Origin of the sequence: Streptomyces sp. NTH33, assembly GCF_003236365.1 — a bacterium.
Taxonomy (GTDB): Bacteria; Actinomycetota; Actinomycetes; order Streptomycetales; family Streptomycetaceae; genus Streptomyces.
The window spans coordinates 1-20,536 of record NZ_POTZ01000081.1 but is presented as its reverse complement, the minus strand read 5'-3'; the positions used below and the strand labels follow the sequence as shown (position 1 = coordinate 20,536).

The 20,536-nt window shown below is 73.3% G+C and carries 20 protein-coding genes; 9 read left to right on the top strand and 11 right to left on the bottom strand.

Annotation, left to right across the window (positions count from 1 at the left end; translation table 11 throughout):
• The first annotated feature begins 40 nt into the window (after positions 1 to 40).
• On the top strand, positions 41 to 424 hold the full coding sequence (locus C1I97_RS41335) for an acyl-CoA thioesterase (RefSeq protein ID WP_309147793.1): 384 nt from the start codon (positions 41 to 43) through the stop codon (positions 422 to 424).
• 56 nt (positions 425 to 480) lie between these two features.
• On the opposite strand, the gene C1I97_RS11095 is transcribed toward C1I97_RS41335, so the two are convergent.
• Positions 481 to 1,527, bottom strand: coding sequence for a DUF6397 family protein (locus tag C1I97_RS11095; RefSeq protein WP_111003061.1), 1,047 nt, complete (start codon positions 1,525 to 1,527; stop codon positions 481 to 483).
• 124 nt (positions 1,528 to 1,651) lie between these two features.
• Entirely contained in the window at positions 1,652 to 2,065 is a 414-nt protein-coding gene (locus C1I97_RS11090) for a roadblock/LC7 domain-containing protein (protein WP_111003060.1), read from the bottom strand.
• 93 nt (positions 2,066 to 2,158) lie between these two features.
• Between C1I97_RS11090 and C1I97_RS11085 the strand changes: the two genes are divergently transcribed.
• Positions 2,159 to 2,587, top strand: coding sequence for a PPOX class F420-dependent oxidoreductase (locus tag C1I97_RS11085; RefSeq protein ID WP_111003059.1), 429 nt, complete (start codon positions 2,159 to 2,161; stop codon positions 2,585 to 2,587).
• A 51-nt stretch (positions 2,588 to 2,638) separates the two neighbouring features.
• Here the strand turns inward: C1I97_RS11085 and C1I97_RS11080 are convergent, their stop codons facing one another.
• From C1I97_RS11080 to C1I97_RS11060, 5 genes are all read right to left on the bottom strand, one after another.
• The gene (locus tag C1I97_RS11080; RefSeq protein ID WP_111003058.1) at positions 2,639 to 3,244 is read right to left on the bottom strand and encodes a GTP-binding protein; all 606 of its coding nucleotides are present in this window, start codon (positions 3,242 to 3,244) and stop codon (positions 2,639 to 2,641) included.
• Positions 3,245 to 3,405: 161 nt separating this feature from the next.
• Positions 3,406 to 3,819 (bottom strand): DUF742 domain-containing protein, encoded by a 414-nt coding sequence (locus C1I97_RS11075; protein ID WP_111003057.1) that lies wholly within the window; start codon positions 3,817 to 3,819, stop codon positions 3,406 to 3,408.
• Positions 3,820 to 3,841: 22 nt separating this feature from the next.
• Positions 3,842 to 4,279 carry a roadblock/LC7 domain-containing protein gene (locus tag C1I97_RS11070; RefSeq protein WP_111003056.1) on the bottom strand — a complete coding sequence of 146 codons (438 nt, stop codon included), beginning with the start codon at positions 4,277 to 4,279 and terminating at the stop codon, positions 3,842 to 3,844.
• Positions 4,276 to 6,801: a sensor histidine kinase gene (locus C1I97_RS11065; protein WP_111003055.1), complete on the bottom strand. Its 2,526-nt coding sequence runs from the start codon at positions 6,799 to 6,801 to the stop codon at positions 4,276 to 4,278. Before C1I97_RS11065 ends, C1I97_RS11070 begins: the two co-directional genes overlap by 4 nt.
• A gap of 54 nt (positions 6,802 to 6,855) precedes the next feature.
• Positions 6,856 to 7,629: an MHYT domain-containing protein gene (locus tag C1I97_RS11060; RefSeq protein WP_111003054.1), complete on the bottom strand. Its 774-nt coding sequence runs from the start codon at positions 7,627 to 7,629 to the stop codon at positions 6,856 to 6,858.
• Between the two features lie 151 nt (positions 7,630 to 7,780).
• On the opposite strand from C1I97_RS11060, the gene C1I97_RS11055 reads away from it, so the two are divergent.
• A complete protein-coding gene (locus C1I97_RS11055) occupies positions 7,781 to 8,380 on the top strand; it encodes a class I SAM-dependent methyltransferase (protein ID WP_111003053.1) in 600 nt (199 codons plus the stop codon).
• Positions 8,381 to 8,414: 34 nt separating this feature from the next.
• Here the strand turns inward: C1I97_RS11055 and C1I97_RS11050 are convergent, their stop codons facing one another.
• Complete coding sequence (locus tag C1I97_RS11050; protein WP_111003063.1) at positions 8,415 to 9,284, bottom strand: oxygenase MpaB family protein; 870 nt, start codon at positions 9,282 to 9,284, stop codon at positions 8,415 to 8,417.
• A gap of 75 nt (positions 9,285 to 9,359) precedes the next feature.
• Here C1I97_RS11050 and C1I97_RS39235 point away from each other — a divergent pair, with 75 nt between their 5' ends.
• Together C1I97_RS39235 and C1I97_RS11045 are read left to right on the top strand one after the other, a co-directional pair.
• On the top strand, positions 9,360 to 9,554 hold the full coding sequence (locus tag C1I97_RS39235; RefSeq protein ID WP_146608191.1) for a hypothetical protein: 195 nt from the start codon (positions 9,360 to 9,362) through the stop codon (positions 9,552 to 9,554).
• Between the two features lie 60 nt (positions 9,555 to 9,614).
• Entirely contained in the window at positions 9,615 to 10,487 is an 873-nt protein-coding gene (locus C1I97_RS11045) for a hypothetical protein (RefSeq protein ID WP_111003052.1), read from the top strand.
• 548 nt (positions 10,488 to 11,035) lie between these two features.
• Here the strand turns inward: C1I97_RS11045 and C1I97_RS11035 are convergent.
• Positions 11,036 to 11,218, bottom strand: a complete 183-nt coding sequence (locus tag C1I97_RS11035; RefSeq protein WP_111003051.1) for a hypothetical protein — start codon at positions 11,216 to 11,218, stop codon at positions 11,036 to 11,038.
• A gap of 255 nt (positions 11,219 to 11,473) precedes the next feature.
• Here C1I97_RS11035 and C1I97_RS11030 point away from each other — a divergent pair, with 255 nt between their 5' ends.
• Both C1I97_RS11030 and C1I97_RS11025 read left to right on the top strand, forming a co-directional pair.
• Positions 11,474 to 14,353 (top strand): DEAD/DEAH box helicase, encoded by a 2,880-nt coding sequence (locus C1I97_RS11030; RefSeq protein ID WP_111003050.1) that lies wholly within the window; start codon positions 11,474 to 11,476, stop codon positions 14,351 to 14,353.
• Positions 14,350 to 15,633, top strand: coding sequence for an SWIM zinc finger family protein (locus C1I97_RS11025; RefSeq protein ID WP_111003062.1), 1,284 nt, complete (start codon positions 14,350 to 14,352; stop codon positions 15,631 to 15,633). The genes C1I97_RS11030 and C1I97_RS11025 overlap by 4 nt, the downstream gene beginning before the upstream one ends.
• Positions 15,634 to 15,669: 36 nt before the next feature.
• Here the strand turns inward: C1I97_RS11025 and C1I97_RS11020 are convergent, their stop codons facing one another.
• Positions 15,670 to 15,951 carry a hypothetical protein gene (locus tag C1I97_RS11020; RefSeq protein ID WP_258382518.1) on the bottom strand — a complete coding sequence of 94 codons (282 nt, stop codon included), beginning with the start codon at positions 15,949 to 15,951 and terminating at the stop codon, positions 15,670 to 15,672.
• 288 nt (positions 15,952 to 16,239) lie between these two features.
• Complete coding sequence (gene xylA, locus C1I97_RS11015) at positions 16,240 to 17,406, bottom strand: xylose isomerase (RefSeq protein WP_111003048.1); 1,167 nt, start codon at positions 17,404 to 17,406, stop codon at positions 16,240 to 16,242.
• A gap of 113 nt (positions 17,407 to 17,519) precedes the next feature.
• On the opposite strand from xylA, the gene xylB reads away from it, so the two are divergent.
• Both xylB and C1I97_RS11005 read left to right on the top strand, forming a co-directional pair.
• Positions 17,520 to 18,965 (top strand): xylulokinase, encoded by a 1,446-nt coding sequence (gene xylB, locus C1I97_RS11010; protein ID WP_111003047.1) that lies wholly within the window; start codon positions 17,520 to 17,522, stop codon positions 18,963 to 18,965.
• A gap of 67 nt (positions 18,966 to 19,032) precedes the next feature.
• Entirely contained in the window at positions 19,033 to 20,244 is a 1,212-nt protein-coding gene (locus C1I97_RS11005; RefSeq protein WP_111003046.1) for an ROK family transcriptional regulator, read from the top strand.
• Positions 20,245 to 20,536: the final 292 nt, after the last annotated feature.

Genomic DNA, 20,536 nt, shown 5'->3' with positions numbered 1-20,536 from the left:
CACCCCCACCCTGACCAGGGTCTGTTCACACGTCGGAGACATGCAAGCGCCGTACCACCAGCAGACGAAGAACCTGCTGGCGCCCCTCCGCGCAGGAAACCTGCGGCATTCGCTCAGCATGCCTACAGCAACTTGTCAGATGGACTGGCTACCACCCATCGCACGATTGTGCGCATGGTGTGCTGGGCATGCGTCCAAGCTCTCTCTACACCAGAAACATGCAGGTCGCCGAGCACTCGCGGCTTCCATCTCCGCCCACGCCATGTGGTTCCACCGGCCGTTCCGTGCGGATGAGTGGTTCCTGTACGACCAGGAGTCGCCGATCGCGACAGGCGGCAGGGGTCTGGCCCGCGGGCGCATCTACGACGTGGAGGGACGCCTGCTCGTGTCGGTCGTCCAGGAGGGCCTGTTCCGCGCGGTGTAGGCAGTCGCTCTCCGTGGTGGGGCCGCCGGCCGGCCCGGGACCCGGCGGATGACCGTTCAGGTGTCTCTGCGGAAGAACCGGCCCAGCAGACGGCGTGAGCGCTCACATCGCTTCACCGGTTCGGGCCGCTGGGGCCGCTCGGGCTGCCGAGGTCGCTCGGGCCGCTCCGGCGCGAGCGGGTGCCGGTGATGTGCCGGGTGCCGGTGCTCTGAACATCGATGCTCTGCCGGAGACCCATGCTCTGCCGGAGACCCGTGCTGTGCCGAGTGTCGGCCGGTGCGCCGTGGGGCCGGGCGGGGTGCGGGCCGGTGGGTGCGTGCCTCTTGCACCGCTCGCGCCAGGTCGGCCCTGAGCCATTCGATCTCGTCCGGATCCTGCGCCGTCGCGATCCGCTCGGTGAGATGGGCGGCGGGCGAGTCCGGTGTGCCGTGGGCGGGCGGCTGCGGCCGGAATCGGTTCAGATACGCACGTTCGTAGGGATCCCTGACGATCTCCGAGACCTGAACCTGGTCGAGCATCGATGCCACGGCACCCGCCCGCTCCCACGGGTCGCCGGCCTGGCGCAGCAGGAAGCCGAGGTGCCGTCCACGCCAGTTGCGGGCGCGCAGGTCCAGGCCGGTGTCCAGCTGGGACCGAAGCACCTCGGGCAAGGGCCGGTTCAGCAGCGCCGCGCTCTGCGGGCCGGTGGCGAACTCCAGCAGCTCGTCGGCCAGATACAGCCAGACCACGGCCCGGTAGCGGTTCAGGTAGAACTTGACCGGAGTCAGCAGACCCAGGCGGGCCAGGCGCGTGAACCGGGCGGCGGTCACTTCCATGAGCGCCGCGCCGTCCCTGGTGCCCACGGCTTCGACCCGCCTGCGCAGCGCCTCCGGGAAACCCTCCTGGGCGCGCAGCCGCTCGATCTCGGCGCGGTCGACGCGCCGGCCGCCTCCCCCCTCGTCGGGCAGGGTGCGAATATGGCCGAGATGGACGGCCAGCTCGAACTCGCTGCGCTTGAGACCCAGTTCGCGGGCCGCCCGGCTCTGGGAGAAGGGCGTCCGTCGCTTCGCGTCGGCCGTTTCGACGGTGGGTGTGATGACATGCGTGATGGTGTCGCCGGACATGGTCGTCTCCCCCGTGGAGTGTGGGGCTCGCGCAGGCTGCGCTCGCCTGGAAAAACCGTAGCCGTTGCCGCGAATCTCGGCGCGAGCCTGTGGACAACTCCGCAGGGGGTGACGAACGCGCAGGTCAGAGATCTGTCGTGGAAGTCCGCTCCGGTTGGCGGGCGTCCACGTCGAGGTGCTCGCCGACGCGGTTGACGAGCAGGGTCATCTCGTAGGCGATCTGACCGATGTCGGCCTCCGCACCGCTGAGGACGCACAGGCAGCTGCCCGCTCCGGCCGCCGTGACGAACAGCACCGCGTCGTCGAACTCGACCATCGTCTGGCGCACTCCGCCCGCACCGAAGTGGCGGCCCGAGCCCTTGGCCAGGCTGTGCAGTCCGGACGACACGGCCGCGAGATGCTCGGCGTCCTCGCGTCGCAGTCCCGTGCTCGCGCCCGTCACCAGCCCGTCATTGGACAGGACCAGGGCGTGCCGTACGTGTTCCATCCGTTGGGTCAGGTCGTCGAGCAGCCAGCCCAGGGTCTGGTTCTGCGCCATGATGCGGTCTCCCCGTGTGACGTCTCCCCCGTGACCGGAGGATCTCCCGTCAGCCTTCCCCACCGTCGCTGTCCCGGCAAGGAGTATGGGGGCATGACACAGAAGATGACCGACGACGAATGGCGGGCGTTCGTCTCGTACGGCACCCGCACCGGCAAGCTGTCGACCGTACGGGCCGACGGGAGCCCGCATGTCGCGCCGATCTGGTTTCTGCTCGACGGGAACGACATCGTGTTCAACACCGGGAAGGAGACCGTGAAGGGGCGCAATCTGGCCCGTGACGACCGGGTCGCCCTGTGCGTGGACGACGACCGGCCGCCGTTCAGCTTCGTGGTGCTGCGGGGCCGCGCCCGGCTGTCGGAGGACCTGGACGAGGTCCGGCAGTGGGCCACGCGCATCGGCGCCCGCTACATGGGCGAGGAGCGCGGTGAGGAGTTCGGCGCCCGCAACGGCGTCCCGGGCGAACTGCTGGTCCGGTTCACGGTCGACGGGGTCGCGGCGGTGAAGGACGTCGCGGGCTGAGGACGGCCGGCTTCCGCGCGTTCCCGGCCGTCCGGACGCGCACCGTTGCGTTCAGCTCACGGAGTCGAGCAGCCGGGCGGTGTGCATCCGCCCGGCGTACTCGACGAGCCGGATCAGCACCTCCTTTCCGGAGTCGCGTTCGCGGGCGTCGCACAGGACCACGGGCGTGCCCCGGTCGAGGTCGAGGGCGCGGGAGACGTCGTCGGCGTCGTAGGCACGGGCGCCCGGGAAGCAGTTGACGGCCACCACGAACGGGATGTGCCGGTGCTCGAAGTAGTCCACCGCCGGAAAGCAGTCCTCCAGCCGTCGGGTGTCGGCGAGGACCACGGCCCCGAGGGCGCCCTGTGACAGCTCGTCCCACAGGAACCAGAAGCGGTCCTGGCCCGGCGTACCAAAGAGGTAGAGGGAGAGTCCGGACCGGATGGTGATGCGTCCGAAGTCCATGGCGACGGTCGTGGTGACCTTCTGGTCCACGCCGTCGGTGTCGTCGACCAACTGTCCGGCCTGGCTCAGCAGTTCCTCGGTGCGCAGCGGCCGGATCTCGCTGACCGCGCCCACCAGGGTGGTCTTGCCCACGCCGAACCCGCCGGCGACCAGTATCTTCAGCGCCAGGGCGGCCGTCTCGCCGTCCGGGGCGTCAAAGTGCTCGGAGACCATGGATCCTTCTCTCAGGAGGGGTGCAACGGTCGGCGCGGGGAGGGGAACCGTCAGCATCATGACGACGTGGGCACTCGTTCAGGGGATTTGACCGTAATTTCTCCGTTCTGACCGACTCGTTCCCCAAGGTGCCGGAACAGGTGCACAACAGGGCGCTTTCTCTACAGCGCCCGCAGCCCCGCGATCACCTCACGCAGAATCCGTTCGTCGGGAAGCTGTGCGGGCGGCACTGGGCGGCTGACGGTGACGCGGCCGAGTTCCAGAAGGTCTCCGAGGAGCACCCTGACCACGCCGACGGGCAGGTCGGCGCCCGCGGCGAGTTCGGCGACGGACTGCGTCTCCGTCCGGCACAACTCGATCATGAACCGGTGTTCCGGTCCGAGGGCGGCGTCGCCGTCCGTGCCGGGTGCGCCCGGAGTGAGGGTGACCAGGGAGATCAGGTCGAAACGCACGCCGTCCGGGCCGGACTTGGTGCGTCCGCCCGTCATGGCGTACGGGCGGACGAGCGGTCCGGCCTCGTGGTCGTACCACTGGCTGCCCGGCTCGTGCGGGGCGCTCATGAAGTCGTCGGTCATCTGCGCGGACCGCCCTTTCGCCTCATCCCGCCGCGGGCGGCCGCGCGGTGGCGCGCGGTGGCGTGTAGAGGTGCTCGCCGACCCGTTTGACGAGCCGTGCCATCTCGTAGGCCACCAGGCCGATGTCGGCCGTGGCGGCGGTGAGGACGGCGAGGCAGGAGCCGTCGCCCGCGGCGGCCACGAAGAGGAAGCCGTCGTCCATCTCCACCATCGTCTGGCGTACGCCCCCGGCCCCGAAGTGGCGGCCGGCGCCCTTGGCGAGGCTGTGGAAGCCGGAGGCCACGGCGGCCAGGTGCTCCGCGTCCTCGCGCTCGAGGTCGGTCGACGCGCCCACGGCCAGTCCGTCGTTGGACAGCACGACCGCGTGCCGTACCTCGCGCACGCGCAACCCCAGGTCGTCCAGCAGCCAGTCGAGTTCGCCGGACCGCTGGGCGGCCCTCATGCTCGGGTCCTGGATCATGCGAGGTCTCCTTCGTCGCTGTCGCTGCCGGTGCCGTCTTCGGGCGCGGCACTGCGGCCGGGCTGTCTGCCGCCGCCGCGGACCCAGCCGTCGCGGTAGGCGGCCATGCGGTCCCGTACGAGTTCGGGCGTGCGCCGGTCGTCGTCGTGCAAGGGTCCGGGGCGTGCCGCTTCCTCGGTGCGCTGTCCGCGCAGTTGCGGGGCGAGGCTCGCCTGCCGCACGCGGCGCGGCAGGCCGTCGGATTCCGGGGAGTCCGGCTCGGGGTCCTGCACGGGACGGTGCAGCCGCAGGGCGGTCACTCCCGGGGGCGGGGTGTCGCTCGCGGGCACGGCCTGTCCCGGGGCGGCCGGCGCGGAACGGCCGGCCGGTGCCGGCACGGAGTCCTGGTGCCGGGCGGTCTCGGGTACGTGCGCGTACTCACCTTCCGCCGGGTGCTCCCGCTCGGCCGTCGCCCGGGGGGACGTCTCCGCCGCGCCGCTGTGCAGCAGGGCCGTGGGCAGCAGGACGACCGCGGTGGTGCCGCCGTAGGGCGAGGTCCGCAGGTGGACCTTGATGTCGTGGCGGGCGGCGAGCCTGCTGACCACGAACAGGCCGAGCCGGTCGCTGTCGAACAGGTCGAGCGCCTCGGACTGGGCGATGCGCCGATTGGCCTCGGCAAGCGTTTCCTTGCCCATGCCCAGGCCCCGGTCCTCGATCTCGACCGCGTATCCGTTGCCGACGGGTTCTCCGGTGACGCGCACGCGCGTGTGGGGCGGTGAGAACTGGGCGGCGTTCTCCACGAGCTCGGCGAGCAGGTGGGTGAGGTCGGCGACGGCCGCGCCGACGACAAAGGCGTCGGGGAGTTGCCGTACCTCCACGCGCGCGTAGTCCTCGACCTCGGAGACGGCCGCACGGACCACGTTCGTCAGGGAGACCGGCATGCGCCAGGCCCTGCCCGGCGCGGCTCCGGAGAGGATGATCAGGCTCTCGGCGTGGCGCCGCATACGGGTGGTGAGGTGATCGAGCCGGAAGAGGTCGCTCAGCTCGTTCGGGTCGTCCGAACGCCGTTCCATGCTGTCCAGGAGACTGAGTTGACGGTGGACGAGGACCTGGCTGCGGCGCGCGAGGTTGACGAAGACGCCGGAGATGCCACTGGCGAGTTCGGCGCGCTCCACAGCGGCCCGCAGGGCGGCGCGGTGCACGGTGCCGAGGGCCTCGGCGACCTGTCCGGTCTCGTCCTCGGCGGCCGGGCCCGGCGGGGCCTCGGCCCGGACGTCGATCTCCTCGCCGGCGCGCAGCCTGCGCATCGCCTCGGGGAGTTTGCGGCGGGCGATCTCCAGGGCGCCGTTGCGCAGGCTCACCAGTTCGACGACGAGGCCGCGTCCGATGCGAACCGAGATGACGAGCGAGGCGGAGACGGCGACCAGGCCGAAGAGAACGGCGGCACCGGCGGGGCTGAGCAGGCCGCGGGTGAAGGGGTCGGCGCGGTCCGCGACGCCCTGCCCCGCGTCCGCCGCGATGGCGCGCATGCCGTCCTGTACGCGCGCGTGTGCCGGGTCCCAGATGGCTTCCGGTGCCGCATCCAGCGCGCGGCGGCCCTGGCCGGCGGCGAGGACCTTGTCCTCGACGGCGCCGAGAGCTGTGTAGTCGCGGCCAGCGGCGAGGCTCTGCCAGGTGGTGCGCTCGGAGCCTCGCAGGTCGGCGACGGCGGCGTCGGTGAGGGCCCGGCGCGTGTCGACGGCGCCCGTGAACAAGGCGAGCCGCTCTCCGCCCAGGCCGCCGGCCAGGCGGGCGCTGGAGAGCACCGCGTGTTCCTGGGCCAGTGCTTCTCCCGCGCGGGAGAACTCGAGCAGCACGCGCGCGTCGGAGCCGAGACCGGCGTCCTGGATGCCGGTGAGCGCGCCGCCCGCGCCGAAGGCCGTGGAGATGACCTTGGTGTACTGCCCGTAGGCCTCGTCCCACCCGGCCCGCCGGTCGAGCAGCGCGGTGCGCAGGGACCGCAGGTCTTCGGCTCCGTCCACGAAGACGCGCAGACGCTGCGCGACTCCTGCGGGCAGCTGCTCACCGTCGGCGACGGTGTTGCGGTTGCCGAGCCGCAGCTTCGCCACGGCCCGGTCGGTGCGCGCGGCGAGGTTCTTCAAATCATCGCTTCCCGTCGTCCCCGGACCGGTCGCGTAGCGCACGGCGGCCGCCCGCTCCTCCTGGAGCGCGGCGACGGCGGCCGCGACCGGGGCCCGCACCACGGAGTCCGCGCGCTGCGTCTGCCGCAGCCGCGCGATGTCCTGTGCGGTGGTCACGGTCGCGTATGCCCACAGGGCGAGCAGGGAGACGACCGGCACCATGAGCAGGCACACGATCTTGGCCCGTACGGTGCGGGGACGCAGCCGACGGCGCCCCCCGCGTACGGGTACGTCGTCCGGTCCCCCGGTCCAAGGATCCTCCGAGCCCTCGTCGGCGGGCGGCCCGGCGTGCGCGCGGCGGCCACGCACGGGCGGTGGGACCGGCGCCGGGGCGCCGGCCGGGGTCCTGCGGGGTGTTCGCATGGTTCCTCGCTCGGGGGTCTCGGGCGTGCCGTCCGGAATGTCGCCCGCCGCCTGCTAACGGGTGGCGCTCTCGACCGACCGTTGGGCCGAGGCGGAGGCCTCGCGCTCCCCCGCCGAGGGGGACAGGGCGACGAAGGCCGAGGTCAGGAAGAGGTAGGACCCGAGGCCGACGGCGAGGGGGAAGATGAACTGCATCGCCGTGGCCCCGGGCAGGACCGTGTCGGAGGGTGTGACGCGCACGCTCACCGCGAACATCCCCGTGTAGTGCATGCTGCTGACCGCCGCCCCCATGACGAGGGAGGCGACGGCGACCGCGAGCGGCGACTTGATGTTCAACCCGGCCCACAGGGCGGCGGTGGCGGCGAGGACGGCGATCGCGACGGACAGGGCGACGAGCACCGGGTCGTAGCTGACGTCGCCGTGCAGGCGCACCGCCGCCATGCCGAGGTAGTGCATGCTCGCCACGCCGAGACCGGTGGTGAGCCCCCCGAGGAACAGGGCGCGTCCGCGGTCGCGGCTGTAGCCGACGGCGAAGACGCCCGCGCAGACGACGGCCACGGCGACGATCAGGCTGAGGAGGGTCAGGGGGACGTCGTAGCGGATGTCGGTGCCGCTGACGCCGAAGCCGAGCATGGCGACGAAGTGCATGGTCCAGATGCCGGTGCCGATCGCCGAGGCCGCGGTGATGAGCCAGTTGCGGCGCGAGCGCCCGGTGGCGGCCAGGGCCCGCACGGTGCAGCGCAGCCCCAGGGCGGCGCCGATGCAGGCCATCGCGTACGACAGCAGGGGGGTCAGCCAGCCGAGGGAGGCGTGGTCCAGGTGTCCCATGGCCCCGGGACGCTAGGGGGGCACGGGCGCACAGAGGAGGCGCGTTTCGAAAAGTGTCGGAATATGACATAAACGGGCACCGGAACGATCGCGTCGCGCCCGAACGTGCGCGCAGCGGCTCCGTTCAAACCTGTGAGGGATCATGCGGAACATGAGCGAGGACCACGCACACGTCCAGGAGTTCTTCACCACGCGCGCCGCCGACTGGGACAGCAGGTTCCCGGACGACGGCCCCGCCTACGCGGCCGCGGTCGCCGAACTCGGGCTGCGCGAGGGCGACCGCGTCCTCGACGCGGGGTGCGGCACCGGGCGCGCCCTGCCGCCGCTGCGCGCGGCCGTGGGCCGCTCGGGAGTCGTCGTGGGCGCCGATCTGACGCCGGCCATGCTGCGGGCCGCCGTAAGGGCCGGGCGGGACCGGGACGGGCATCTGCTGCTCGCCGACGTCGGCGCACTGCCGCTCGGGCCGGGGTCGTTCGACGCCGTGTTCGCCGCCGGGCTCATCGCGCACCTGCCGCATCCCGCGGAGAACCTGCGGGAGTTGCGGCGCGTGGTGCGTCCCGGCGGCACGCTGGCGCTGTTCCACCCGGTCGGGCGGGCGGCTCTCGCGACGCGTCAGGGCCGGCAGCTCACCCCGGACGACCTGCGGGCCGAGCCCAACCTGCGACCGCTGCTCGCCGGTTCGGGGTGGCGCATGACGTCCTACGTCGACGAGGACGCCCGCTTCCTGGCGCTGGCCGTACGCGAGGCCTGACCCGGCCCGGCCCTGCTCACGCTCCTCGGCCGACTCACTGGCCGGGGCCGGCAGCCGAGCCGCCGGTGTGCCGCACGGGGCAGCCCCGCACGCCGGGGACCGGGCGGGTGCCGAGGTCGGCCAGCCGGTAGCCGTCCGGATAGCTCTTGATCTCCCAGTTCTGGCGCGCGAAGTGCGGGGCGCGGCGCGGCGGCAGCAGGCGCACGGCGCGTCCCCGGGCGCGTACCGCGCGGCGCACCAGGGCTCGGATGAGGGCGCTCGGGGGCTCGTAGCGGAAGGCCCGCAGCAGCGGTTCGTCGAGCAGGGCGAGGGTCGCGTTGCGCAGCAGGGGCGCGAGCGGACGCGGGTACCAGGAGGTCATCAGGCCGAGGGTGGCGTCGGAGACTCTCCGGGCCTGCTCGTCCCAGCCGAAGTGCTCCTTCTCGTAGGCGTCGAGGTGGGCCTCGAACTCCTCGTACGACTCGGGGATGTCCCTGATACCCATGTGCCGGCCGAGCGTGCGGTAGTGGACGGTGGAGGCGACGACCTCGTGCCGGGAGAGTCTGCGCCAGCCGTACGCGTCGATCCAGCGCCTGGGCATGACGACGAACGTGCACAGTACGTACCGCATGTCGTCGTCGCTGATGTCGTAGCTGCGGTGCATCCGGTTGATGCGCCGGATCGCGGTGCGGCCCTGTTCGCTCGCGAAGCCGTGCTCGACCACGGCGTCGAGGAGCAGGGAGGTGTCGTCGTAGCGCTTCTGCGCGCGGTCGGTGAGTTCCGCCGTCTCGGCCAGCAGCCGGCCGATGCTCGGAACCGCGTACGTGCGGTAGAGGGCGAGCTCCAGGGAACGGGTGAAGTCCCAGGGGAACTCGTAGGCGGAGGTGAGCCGGTAGATCTCGGTCGCGTCCGCCACCGGGTCCATGGTGCGGATCTGTTCCAGTCGCTCGAAGCGCTTCGCCACTCCGCCCCCTTCTGCCGTGCCGACTTCGATTTTACGTTGGGCAGCAGACGAACGGTGGGCGAACCGGCGTGCCGGGCCGTGATCGCCCTGGCGCGGGAGCGGGACGAGCCGTCCGCGGCGGTGGCCGGGCGCTGCTGGATCTTCCGGCGGTCGGAAGGGCGGACGGGCGACGGTCGTTTCGCCCACCTCCAGGTGGAGAACCGCAGGTCCGGGAGCGCACAGGGGTCGTGACAACCGCCTTCCACTCGCACTAGGGTGCGCGCCGTTGGACGAACCGATGGGGAGGCCGGGATGGCCGGGACGGACGAGGACGCCATCGCCGCCACGGATGATGCGCTCTATGTACTCACGGCGGTACTGCTGACACCGGCGCAGTTCCCGAGTGTGCTGGGCGACGACTACCCGGAGGCCTGTGCGGCGCTCAATCTCGCGCCCCTCGCCGACGGGTACGGCCTGGTGCTCGGTCAGGACGGCGACGGAGCGCGGTGGACGGTGGTCGTCGACGACGTGTCGCTGGTCGCCGTGGCCATCGCGTCCTGGGACTGCGGCATGGAGTACGACCTGTCGCCCGACGAACGCACGGTCGTCGCCGCGCTGCCGGGCTGGCCCCTCGCCGTCGCCGTGGCCGCTCCCGGCGTGCCCGCGCCGCACGACCCGGACCCGGGGCTCTCGGACGCGCCCGTGCTGTCCCCGCCGGACACCAGCGCCTGGGGACCCGCCCAGCGCCGGCTGGGCGCCGACGAGATCGCGCTGCAGTGGGCGGTGTGGCGCGAGCAGATCGACGAGGCCGACTTCCAGGACCCGGCCGACGGGGCGGCGAAGGACGGTGATCCGCCCAGCAGGGCGGACGGCGTCGGCGAGTTGCCGGACGGCACCGGTGGGGAGGCGTCCCCGCGTCGCAGCGGCCTCCGCCGTGTCCTGGCGGAGGCCCGCTCGTACGTGGACTCGCCGCCGCCGCTGGGCCGCGTCCGGTCGTCCTTCGCGACGGGCGACGCACGTACTCTGCGGGCCGACGGTCCCGGCTGGTCGATGGTGGCCCGCACCGACGACATCGCCTTCGTGCTCCTCGACGACGAGCCCGGCAAAGTGCTGCCGGTCGGCCGGGGGCCGGAGCTGCCCGGTCTGCTGGAGGCCCTCGACAAGCTGGCGGTGCGCCCCCTCTGATCTCCCGTGCTCCTAGGGCGCTTCCCCGTGGCGCATGTCCTGCCTCCCCATGACGAAGCATCGCTCCATGGGGTATCAACCCATGGATGACGCAGGAACCGGCCCGCACGGCGGGGCAGCCCCGGGCTTCACCCACCCGTGCTGTCCCCGCCGATCCGTCGTGCCCCGGAGGCCGTCATGCGTCTGTCCCGAGGTGCCCCACTCGTCGCCGCGGCCGCGCCGGCCGCAGGCGTCACCTGGCCCGTTCCCGTCACGGCCGTGGCCGGCGCCGACAGGCACCGCCCCGGCAAGGAGCGTCTGCGGGTGCCGGGCGCGGTCTTCCAGCAGACCGCCTGCCTGCCCGATCTGACCACCACCGGACCGGCCGGGACCCCGTACACCGACCTGGCCGACCGGCCAGGGCTCACGGCCCGGGCGACGCGCACACCGTCCGGGGTGCCCGGCACGCGGCCGACCGCCCGCGGACCGGACCGTCGGCAGGCCCGTGAGCGGCGATGTGGTCGACTCCTGCGCCCTGGACGGCAACGGCGGGCCGGGGCGGTAGTGCTTCAGCGGCCGAGCTCCCTACGGGTGACGCGGCGCAGCCGACGCCGCTGGGAGGGGTCCAGCGCGAGGTACGCGGCGGCCGGGATTCCGAGGACTATCAGGAGGGCGGCCCACCAGGGCAGCCAGATCAGCAGGATGAGCCCGACCGCCACTCCTCCCGCGGCGATCTTCGCGTTCTTCGACATCTGTCGCCTCCTTCGCGGCCGTTGCCGCTCTCTGTCGAGAGAACGGTCCCGCGCTCCCGGCGGTTCCGGACCGCGACCCTGAGACGTCCCTGAGACGCACCCCTACTGGTCGCGCCGGGCCATGGAGCGGCGGCACCCCCTTCTTCACCCGCGCGGTCACCCGCGTCGCTGCCGCGCCGTTCCCGGTGGGCCGCCCGCGTGCTGTACCCTCGGCGACCCGACCCAGGTAGTCAAATTTGAGGAATCGGCATCGCTGTGCAGAGAACTCCCGCGGCAACACCGTCCGAGGTCTTTGAACTGACCCGCTGCTGTGCGGTGTTCCTTCCGGCTGACCCCGCTCGCGCCGGCCGGGTCGCCTTCTGGCTCCCCGACGGCTCCACTCCCCCGGCCACGGCCTTTGCGGCCGTGGAGGAGACGACGGTCGTCGTCCCCCGCGGCAGCGGCGTGGAGGCGGTGACCGTGCCGGCTGCCGTACTTCCCGTGCGTACGGCCCTGCCGGTCCTCACGCACGCGCGTGCCGCCGGGCAAGGACACCGCGCCGGCGTGTTCTGGGGCGCGGCGGCCGTATTGGGCCTGCGCCTCGTGGCGCGGGGTCTGCTGTTGCCGGGGCTGTCCGCCGGCGATCACGACGCCTGGCGCGCGGCTCCGCTGCGCGGCCAGGACGCGGAGGACGTCCGCACGCTGGCCGCCTCGATGCCGCCCGAGGCGCACGCCGTCCCGGTCGACGGCAGCGAGCCACTGCGGCTGCCCGACCCCGAGCGACTGCTGCGGGCCTTCCTCGACGCGGTGGCCGACACTCTGCCCCGCTCCCCCGCCGCACCCCTCCTCACAGGAGGTGCGGCCTACGCGGCACTGGAGGCGCGGCACATCCCGGAGCAGCGGGCCTGGGCCTCCGACGTCGCAGCGGGCCACGACGCGGGCGCGAGGATCTCGCTGCGTGTCGAAGTGCCCGGGCTCGAGTCCGCCGGACAGCACGAGACGGAGCCGCGGTTCCGCGCGGTGCTGCAGGTGCACAGCATCAGCGATCCCGCGCGGGTCGCCGACGCCGCCGAGATCTGGGCCGGACCGGGCCGCGCGGGCGAGGTGTTCGGCCCGCGCGTGCGGACGGACGTCCTGCTCGCGCTGCGCCGCGCGGCCCGTTCGTGGCCCGCGCTGACGCCGCTGCTGTCGGCGGCCGTGCCGGATGCCGTCGAGCTCGCCGACGAGGAGGTCGCCGAACTCCTCGGTGAGGGCGCCCGGGCCCTCACCGCGGCCGGGGTGGACGTGCACTGGCCCACGGGGCTGGTCCGCGGGCTGCTGTCCGGAGCCACGGTCGGGCCTCCGGACGGCGACGGCAGCGGCAGCGGCAGCGGTTCCAGGAGCGCACTGCCGGATTCCCGCACGGCCCTGTCCGCCGACGCCCTGCTCGCCTTCGACTGGTGGTTCGCGCTGGGCGACCAGCGGCTCACCCGGGAGGAGCTGGACCGCCTGGCGGAGGCCAACCGGCCCCTCGTGCGGCTGCACAACCAGTGGGTCCTGGTGGACCCCGGGGAACTGCGCCGCGCCCGCGCCCGGCAGGACCGCAGGATCACGCCCATGGAGGCACTGGGCGCCGCCCTGACCGGCTCCGCGGAGGTCGACGGCCACCGGGTCGAGGTCCGGCCCACGGGATGGCTGGCGGCCCTCCGGGACCGGCTCACCGACCCGGAGGCACAGGAGCCGGTCGGGCAGCCGGCCGCGCTCGCCGCCCGCCTGCGCGACTACCAGCTGCACGGACTCGACTGGCTGGCCCGGATGACGTCGCTGGGACTGGGCTGCTGTCTGGCCGATGACATGGGCCTCGGCAAGACGATCACGCTGATCGCGCTGCACCTGCACCGCCACGGCGACCCGGCGTCCGCCGGACCGACCCTCGTGGTGTGTCCGACGTCGCTGATGGGCAACTGGCAGCGGGAGATCGAGAGGTTCGCGCCCGGCACGCCCGTACGGCGCTTCCACGGCTCCCGGCGCGACCTGGAGGACCTGACCGACGGGGAGTTCGTCCTCACCACGTACGGCACCATGCGCCTGGACGCGCGGCGCCTGGCCGAGGTGGCGTGGGGCATGGTCGTGGCGGACGAGGCCCAGCACGTGAAGAACCCGCACTCCGCGACAGCCCGCCAGTTGCGCTCCATCGGCGCACGCGCACGCGTGGCGCTCACCGGCACCCCGGTGGAGAACAACCTGTCCGAGCTGTGGGCGATCCTCGACTGGGCGACGCCCGGGCTGCTGGGCCGGCTCGGCACCTTCCGCACCCGCTACGCGCAAGCCGTCGAGAGCGACCGGGACCCGGCCGCCGCCGAGCGGCTGGCCCGGCTCGTCGGCCCGTTCCTGCTGCGGCGCCGCAAGTCGGACCCGGGGATCGCCCCCGAACTGCCGCCGAAGACCGAGACCGACCGCGCGGTGTCGCTCACCGCGGAACAGACGGGTCTGTACGAGGCCCTGGTCCGCGAGACGCTCGCGGAGATCTCCGGCGCCGGGGGCATGGCGCGGCGCGGCCTGATCGTGAAGCTGCTGACCGGCCTGAAGCAGATCTGCAACCACCCGGCGCAGTTCCTCAAGGAGGACCGCCCGAGGATCGCCGGCCGCTCCGGGAAGCTGGAGCTGCTGGACGAACTCCTCGACACCATCCTCGCCGAGGGGGCAGGCGTGCTGGTCTTCACCCAATACGTGCAGATGGCGCGCCTGATCGAGCGGCACCTGGCGGCACGCGGCGTGCGGTCGCAGTTCCTGCACGGCGGCACGTCCGTCGCCGAGCGGGAGGCCATGGTCCGGCGTTTCCAGGCCGGCGAAGTCCCGTTGTTCCTGCTGTCGTTGAAGGCCGCGGGCACCGGGCTGAACCTCACGCGCGCGGAGCATGTCGTGCACTACGACCGCTGGTGGAATCCCGCCGTCGAGGCACAGGCCACCGACCGGGCGTACCGGATCGGGCAGGACAGGCCCGTACAGGTGCACCGGCTGATCGCCGAGGGGACGATCGAGGACCGTATCGCCGACCTTTTGCACCGCAAGCGGGAACTGGCCGACACGGTCCTGGGCGCGGACGGGGCCGCGCTCACCGAGCTGACGGACAAGGAACTGGCCGACCTGGTGGAGCTGCGAGAGGGATGGCGATGACGGAGCACCGCACAGACCGGGAGCGCACGTTCGCCGCGCTGCCGCCCGCGCGCGGGCGCGGTTTCGCCGGCACGTGGTGGGGCCATGCCTGGCTGAGGGCGCTCGAGGGCACGGCTCTCGACACCGAGCAGGTGAGGGCCGGCCGCAGGCTCGCCCGCGCGGGAGCGGTGGGCGCGGTGTCGGTGCGCCCGGGCCGGATCACGGCCGTGGTGCGCGACCGCGACCGTACGGCACACCGCGCGGACGTCCTGCTGGAGGAGCTGTCCGACGACGAGTGGGCCCGGTTCCTGGACGTGGCCGTCGAGCGGTCCGGGCACCTGGCGGCGCTGCTCGACCGCGATCTGCCGCCGCACCTCGTGGAGGACGCGGCGGCCGCGGGGATCGAACTGCTGCCCGGCATCGGCGATCTGGAACCGGAGTGCGACTGCGGCGCCTGGGACCACTGCGGGCACACCGCGGCCCTCTGCCATCTGGTGGCGCGGCTGCTGGACCAGGATCCGTTCGTCCTGTTGCTGATGCGCGGCCGGGACGAAGGAGCCCTTTTCGCCGATCTCCGGGCCCGTGACAGCGCGGACGGCGACGGGCGGCCCGCGCCGGACGGCGTGGACGCCGCGGAGGCCTACGCGGCGTCGTTCGTGCTGCCTCCCCTGCCGCCCCTGCCCGAGCCACCCGCGGCGCCGGGCCCGCCACCGTCCCTGGACACCGAGGCTCCGCCGGCGCCCGGGATCGACCCTGTCGCGCTGGAGTTCCTGGCCGCGCAGACCGTCCTGGCGGCGCACCTGTGGCTCGGCGAGACGCTGAAGGCCGCGGCCGGGGAACAGGCGCCGGCCGGGGAGCACACGCCGTCCGGGGAGCCGACCGTCGCCCAGGACGCCGTACGCCTGGCGGCGGGCGTCTCCGACGGCGCCGTGCTGGACCGGCTCGCCGAGGGTTCGGGGCGCGGCAGGCAGGAGCTGGCACGGGCCGTGCTCGCCTGGCGGTCCGGAGGTGCGGCCGGCCTGTGCGCGCTCGAGGAGGAGTGGACGCCCGACGGCGAGGCCCACGCACGCGCGTGTGCCGCTGTCGAGGCGGCCTGGGAGGAGGACGAACGGCCGTCGCTGCGAGCCGAGGGCAACCGCTGGACCGTCGTCGGCGAGGACCGCCAGCTCCGCCTCGGGCGGGACGGCCGCTGGTGGCCCTACCGGAGGGAGCAGGGCCACTGGGTGCCGGCCGGCGGCGCGGCCCGGGACCCGGCGACGGCGCTGGCCGCGGCGGAACGGGCCCCGGGGCGGGAGGAGTGAGCCGCGTACGGCTGCCCTGCCGGCCCTGACCCACCGTCACGGCAGGCCGTCGCCGTCCAGGGAGGGGAGCAGCGATCGCAGGTCACTCGGGATGTCGCTCGGCAGGCTGCTCGGGAAGCCCGGGGGCAGTGAGCTGGGCAGGCCGGACGGCAGGGAGCTCGGCAGCCGGCTCGGCGGTTCGGTGGGCAGGCTCAGGGTGGGGCGAGGCGAGGGGCTCGTGCTCGGACTGCTGTCCGCGGGCGGTCTGCCGTCCCGTGAGCTGCTTCCCGAGAAGGCCGGCACCAATACCACGGCGACCGCGTCGGCGGCCACGAGCACGGTGAGGAGGACGAAGAGCGGGTTCCTGCGCCTGGGCGGCCCGGGCGGACGAGGCGGTACGGGTGGAACGGCCGTACCGCCCATCGTCACCGAGCGCCGGACAACGCGCGGCCTGCGCACGGCAGTCGGTACGGCCCCATGGCATGGACCGCACGGTTGCGCGGCATTCCGCACGGGGACCGGGTATCAGCGGCTCCCACGGGTGCCACCCCGGAACAGACGCACGCACGCGTGCCCGTGCCCGGGGCACGCACACGCGTGCGTGCCCCGGACCGGACGCTTGTGGTGTCAGCCTCGTGCCCCCAGCAGGTGGTCCATCGCCAGCTGGTCGAGCCGCTCGAAGGCCATCCCGCGCGCGGCCGCCGCCTCCACGTCGAACTCCTCGAAGGCCGAGCGGTCCGCGAGCAGCTCCTGCAGGCCGTCCGCCGCCGTGGGCTGCGCCAGCTGGTCCAGCCGGGAGGCGCGCAGGGCATCCTGGACCTCCGGGTCGGCACGGAAGGCGGCCGAACGCTCCTTGAGGATGAGGTAGTTGCGCATGCAGCCGGCGGCCGACGCCCACACGCCGTCCAGGTCCTCGGTCCGCGGCGGCTTGAAGTCGAAGTGGCGCGGGCCGTCGTAGCCGGCGCTCTCCAGCAGGTCGACGAGCCAGAAAGCGGCGCGCAGGTCACCGGCGCCGAAGCGCAGGTCCTGGTCGTATTTGATGCCGGACTGGCCGTTGAGGTCGATGTGGAAGAGCTTGCCCGCCCACAGGGCCTGGGCGATGCCGTGCGGGAAGTTGAGCCCGGCCATCTGCTCATGGCCGACCTCGGGGTTCACGCCGTACAGCTCCGGGCGTTCCAGGCGCTCGATGAACGCGAGCGCGTGGCCGACGGTGGGCAGCAGGATGTCGCCGCGCGGCTCGTTCGGCTTGGGCTCGATGGCGAAGCGGAGGTCGTAGCCCTGGGAGGTGACGTACTCGCCGAGCAGGTCGAAGGCTTCCTTCATGCGGTCGAGGGCGGCGCGCACGTCCTTGGCGGCGCCGGACTCGGCGCCCTCACGGCCGCCCCAGGCCACATACGTCCTGGCGCCCAGTTCGGCGGCCAGGTCGATGTTGCGGATCGTCTTGCGCAGCGCGTAGCGGCGCACGTCACGGTCGTTGGCGGTGAACGCGCCGTCCTTGAAGACGGGGTGGGTGAAGAGGTTGGTGGTGGCCATCGGCACGGTCATGCCGGTCGCGTCGAGCGCCTGCCGGAAGCGCTTGACGTGCGACTCGCGCTCGGTGTCGGAGGACCCGAAGGGGATCAGGTCGTCGTCGTGGAAGGTCACCCCGTGGGCGCCGAGTCCGGCCAGGCGCTGCACCGTCTCGACCGGGTCGAGGGCGCGGCGGGTGGCGTCGCCGAACGGGTCCCGTCCCTGCCAGCCGACGGTCCACAGGCCGAAGGTGAACCTGTCCTCGGGGGTGGGCTGGTAGCTCATGCCGCGGCTCCTTGCTCGCTTGCGACTATTTCGTCATGGCACTTTACAAATTAGTATGCCTGTGCCTCCCTGGGAAGGCACAGGAAGGCCCGGACCGAAAAGAGGAGAGGGCGATGTCAGCAGCCGAGGGTCCGCTCGTCGTCGGTGTGGACTCGTCCACGCAGTCCACCAAGGTGCTCGTCGTCGACGCGGCCACCGGGCGGGTCGTGGCCGGGGGCCAGGCGCCGCACACCGTCTCCTCCGGGACCGGTCGCGAGAGCGACCCCCGCCAGTGGTGGGACGCCCTGTGCGCGGCCCTGCACCAGTGCGGGGAGGCGGCGCACGAGGCCGCCGCCGTGGCGGTCGCCGGCCAGCAGCACGGGCTGGTCGCCCTGGACGCCCAGGGAGACCCGGTACGGCCGGCCCTGCTGTGGAACGACGTGCGCTCGGCCCCGCAGGCCCGCCGTCTCGTCGAGGAGCTGGGCGGCCCGAAGACCTGGGCGGAGCGGACCGGCAGCGTGCCCGGCGCCTCCTTCACCGTCACCAAGTGGGCCTGGCTGGCCGAGCACGAACCGGAGGCGGCCCGGTCGACGGCGGCGGTGCGCCTGCCCCACGACTACCTGACCGAACACCTGACCGGCCTGGGCACGACCGACCGGGGGGACGTCTCGGGTACGGGCTGGTGGGCGTCCGCGACCGAGGCGTACGACGAGGAGATCCTCGCCCATGTGGGGCTCGATCCGGCACTGCTGCCCCGCGTGGTGCGGCCCGGAGAGGTGGCGGGGACCGTGCGCGACAGCCACGATCTGCCGTTCTCCAAGGGCACCCTGGTCGCTCCCGGCACCGGCGACAACGCCGCCGCCGCGCTCGGCCTCGGCTTGCGGCCCGGGACACCGGTGCTGAGTCTCGGCACCTCCGGCACGGTGTACGCGGTGTCCCGGCACCGCCCGGCCGACCCGTCCGGAACGGTGGCGGGCTTCGCCGACGCGCGCGGCGACTGGCTGCCGCTGGCCTGCACCCTCAACTGCACGCTCGCCGTCGACCGCGTGGCCGCTCTGCTGGGCCTGGACCGCGAGGCCGTCGAACCCGGCACCACCGTCACCCTGCTCCCCTACCTCGACGGCGAACGCACCCCGAACCTGCCGAACGCCTCCGGCCTGCTTTACGGACTGCGCCACGACACCACGCCCGGACAGCTGCTGCAGGCCGCGTACGACGGCGCCGTACACGCCCTGCTGGGCGCGCTGGACCTGGTCCTCGACCAGGACGCCGACCGCACCACCCCCCTGCTGCTGATCGGCGGCGGCGCCCGGGGAACGGCCTGGCAGCAGACCGTACGGCGGCTGTCGGGACGGCCCGTCCAGGTCCCCGAGGCCAAGGAGCTGGTCGCGCTGGGCGCCGCGGCTCAGGCGGCGGGGCTGCTGACCGGCGAGGACCCGGCCGCCGTCGCCCGCCGCTGGAAGACGGCCGGCGGCCCCGTGCTGGATCCGGTGGAACGGGACGAGGCGACCCTGACCAGGATCTCCGGGGTACTCTCCGATGCGGCTTCACTGCTGGAGCGGGGCGCACGGACCGACTGACGAACGCCTGCCGGCGACCACCGCCGCACCGCACCGACGACGGACACCGACCCAGGACGACGAAGGCATGACCGCACCGCTGCACCAGGCCCGCCCGGCCGGCCCCGGGCGCGTGCTGCCCGACAACACCCAGCAGGGCATGCGCCGCCGCAACCTCGCCCGGGTCATGCACACCGTCAGCGCCGAAGGACCGCTGTCGCGGGCGGCGGTCGCCTCGCGCATCGGACTGACCCGTGCCGCGGTGTCGACCCTCGTCGACGAGCTCATCCGGACCGGACTGCTTCAGGAGCTGGGCCCCGAGCGGCCCGGCCGCGTGGGCCGGCCCGGCTCGGCCCTCGCCGTCAGCGGGCAGGGTCCCGCCGGGGTCGGTGCGGAGGTCGGTGTCGACCACCTCGCGGCCTGCGTGGTCGACCTGCGCGGGCAGGTACGGGCACGGGCGGTACGCCACGGGACGAACCGGGGCCGCTCCCCCGGACCGGTGACGAAGGACCTCATCGCGCTGATACGCCGCGTCGTCGCCGAGGCGGAGCGGCAGGACCTGTGGGCGGCGGGACTGTCGGTGGCCGTGCCCGGCCTGGTCTCACGGGACGGCCGTACGGTCGTGCGGGCGCCCAACCTCGGCTGGCACGACACCGACCTCGGCGCCCTGCTGCCGGGCGACCTCCCCCTGACCGTGGACAACGAGGCCAACTTCGGCGGGCTCGCGGAACTCTGGCTCGGCGAGGACACGCCACGTGACTTCCTGCACGTGTCGGCGGAGATCGGCATCGGTGCCGCGGTGGTCGTCGACGGACGTCTGCTGCGCGGAACGCGCGGCTTCGCGGGCGAGTTGGGGCATGTGCCCGTCGCACCGGAAGGACCCGCCTGCCCGTGCGGCGGGCGCGGCTGCCTGGAGCAGTACGCCGGAGAGGAAGCCGTGCTGCGGGCAGCCGGTCTTGAACCGGGCGAGGACCGGGTCGGGCTGCTCGCCACCCGCGCCGCCGCGGGCGACGAGAAGGTACGGCGGGCCCTGCGCGACGCCGGCACGGCGCTGGGCGTCGCGCTGACCGGAGCCGTCAATCTGCTCGACCCCGGCAGCGTCGTGCTGGGCGGTGCGCTGTCCGGGCTCGCGCCCTGGCTCCTGCCTTCCCTGGAGGCCGAGCTGGCGAGCCGGAGCGCGGGGCGGGCCTGCCCCGTGTCCGTCTCCCGACTAGGGCCCGAGGGCCCCCTGCTGGGTGCCGCGCACGCGGTGGTGCGAGCCGTCCTCGACGACCCCGCGGCCGTGGCCGTAAGCGCCTGATTCCAGGCCCGTTTCACCCGTTCGAGTGGCCGAGTTTTCCACAATTCCCCGGCCGTCCACCGATTCCCGTCGCACTCTTCTGCCCAACCCGCGAGTTCCGTACCGTGATGCACGCGAGGCGCTGCCGTCGTACCGGTCGACGACGAGTGTTTCCGGCGGACGAGGGACGCGCATGCCACGGGAAGCGGCGGGGCAAAGGGCCGTCGAGCCCCGTCCGTCACCCTGGCCGGCCTGTACGGCGCCGCCGGACGCCCCCGCAGGCCCCACCGAAACCCTCACACGCCTCCCGCAC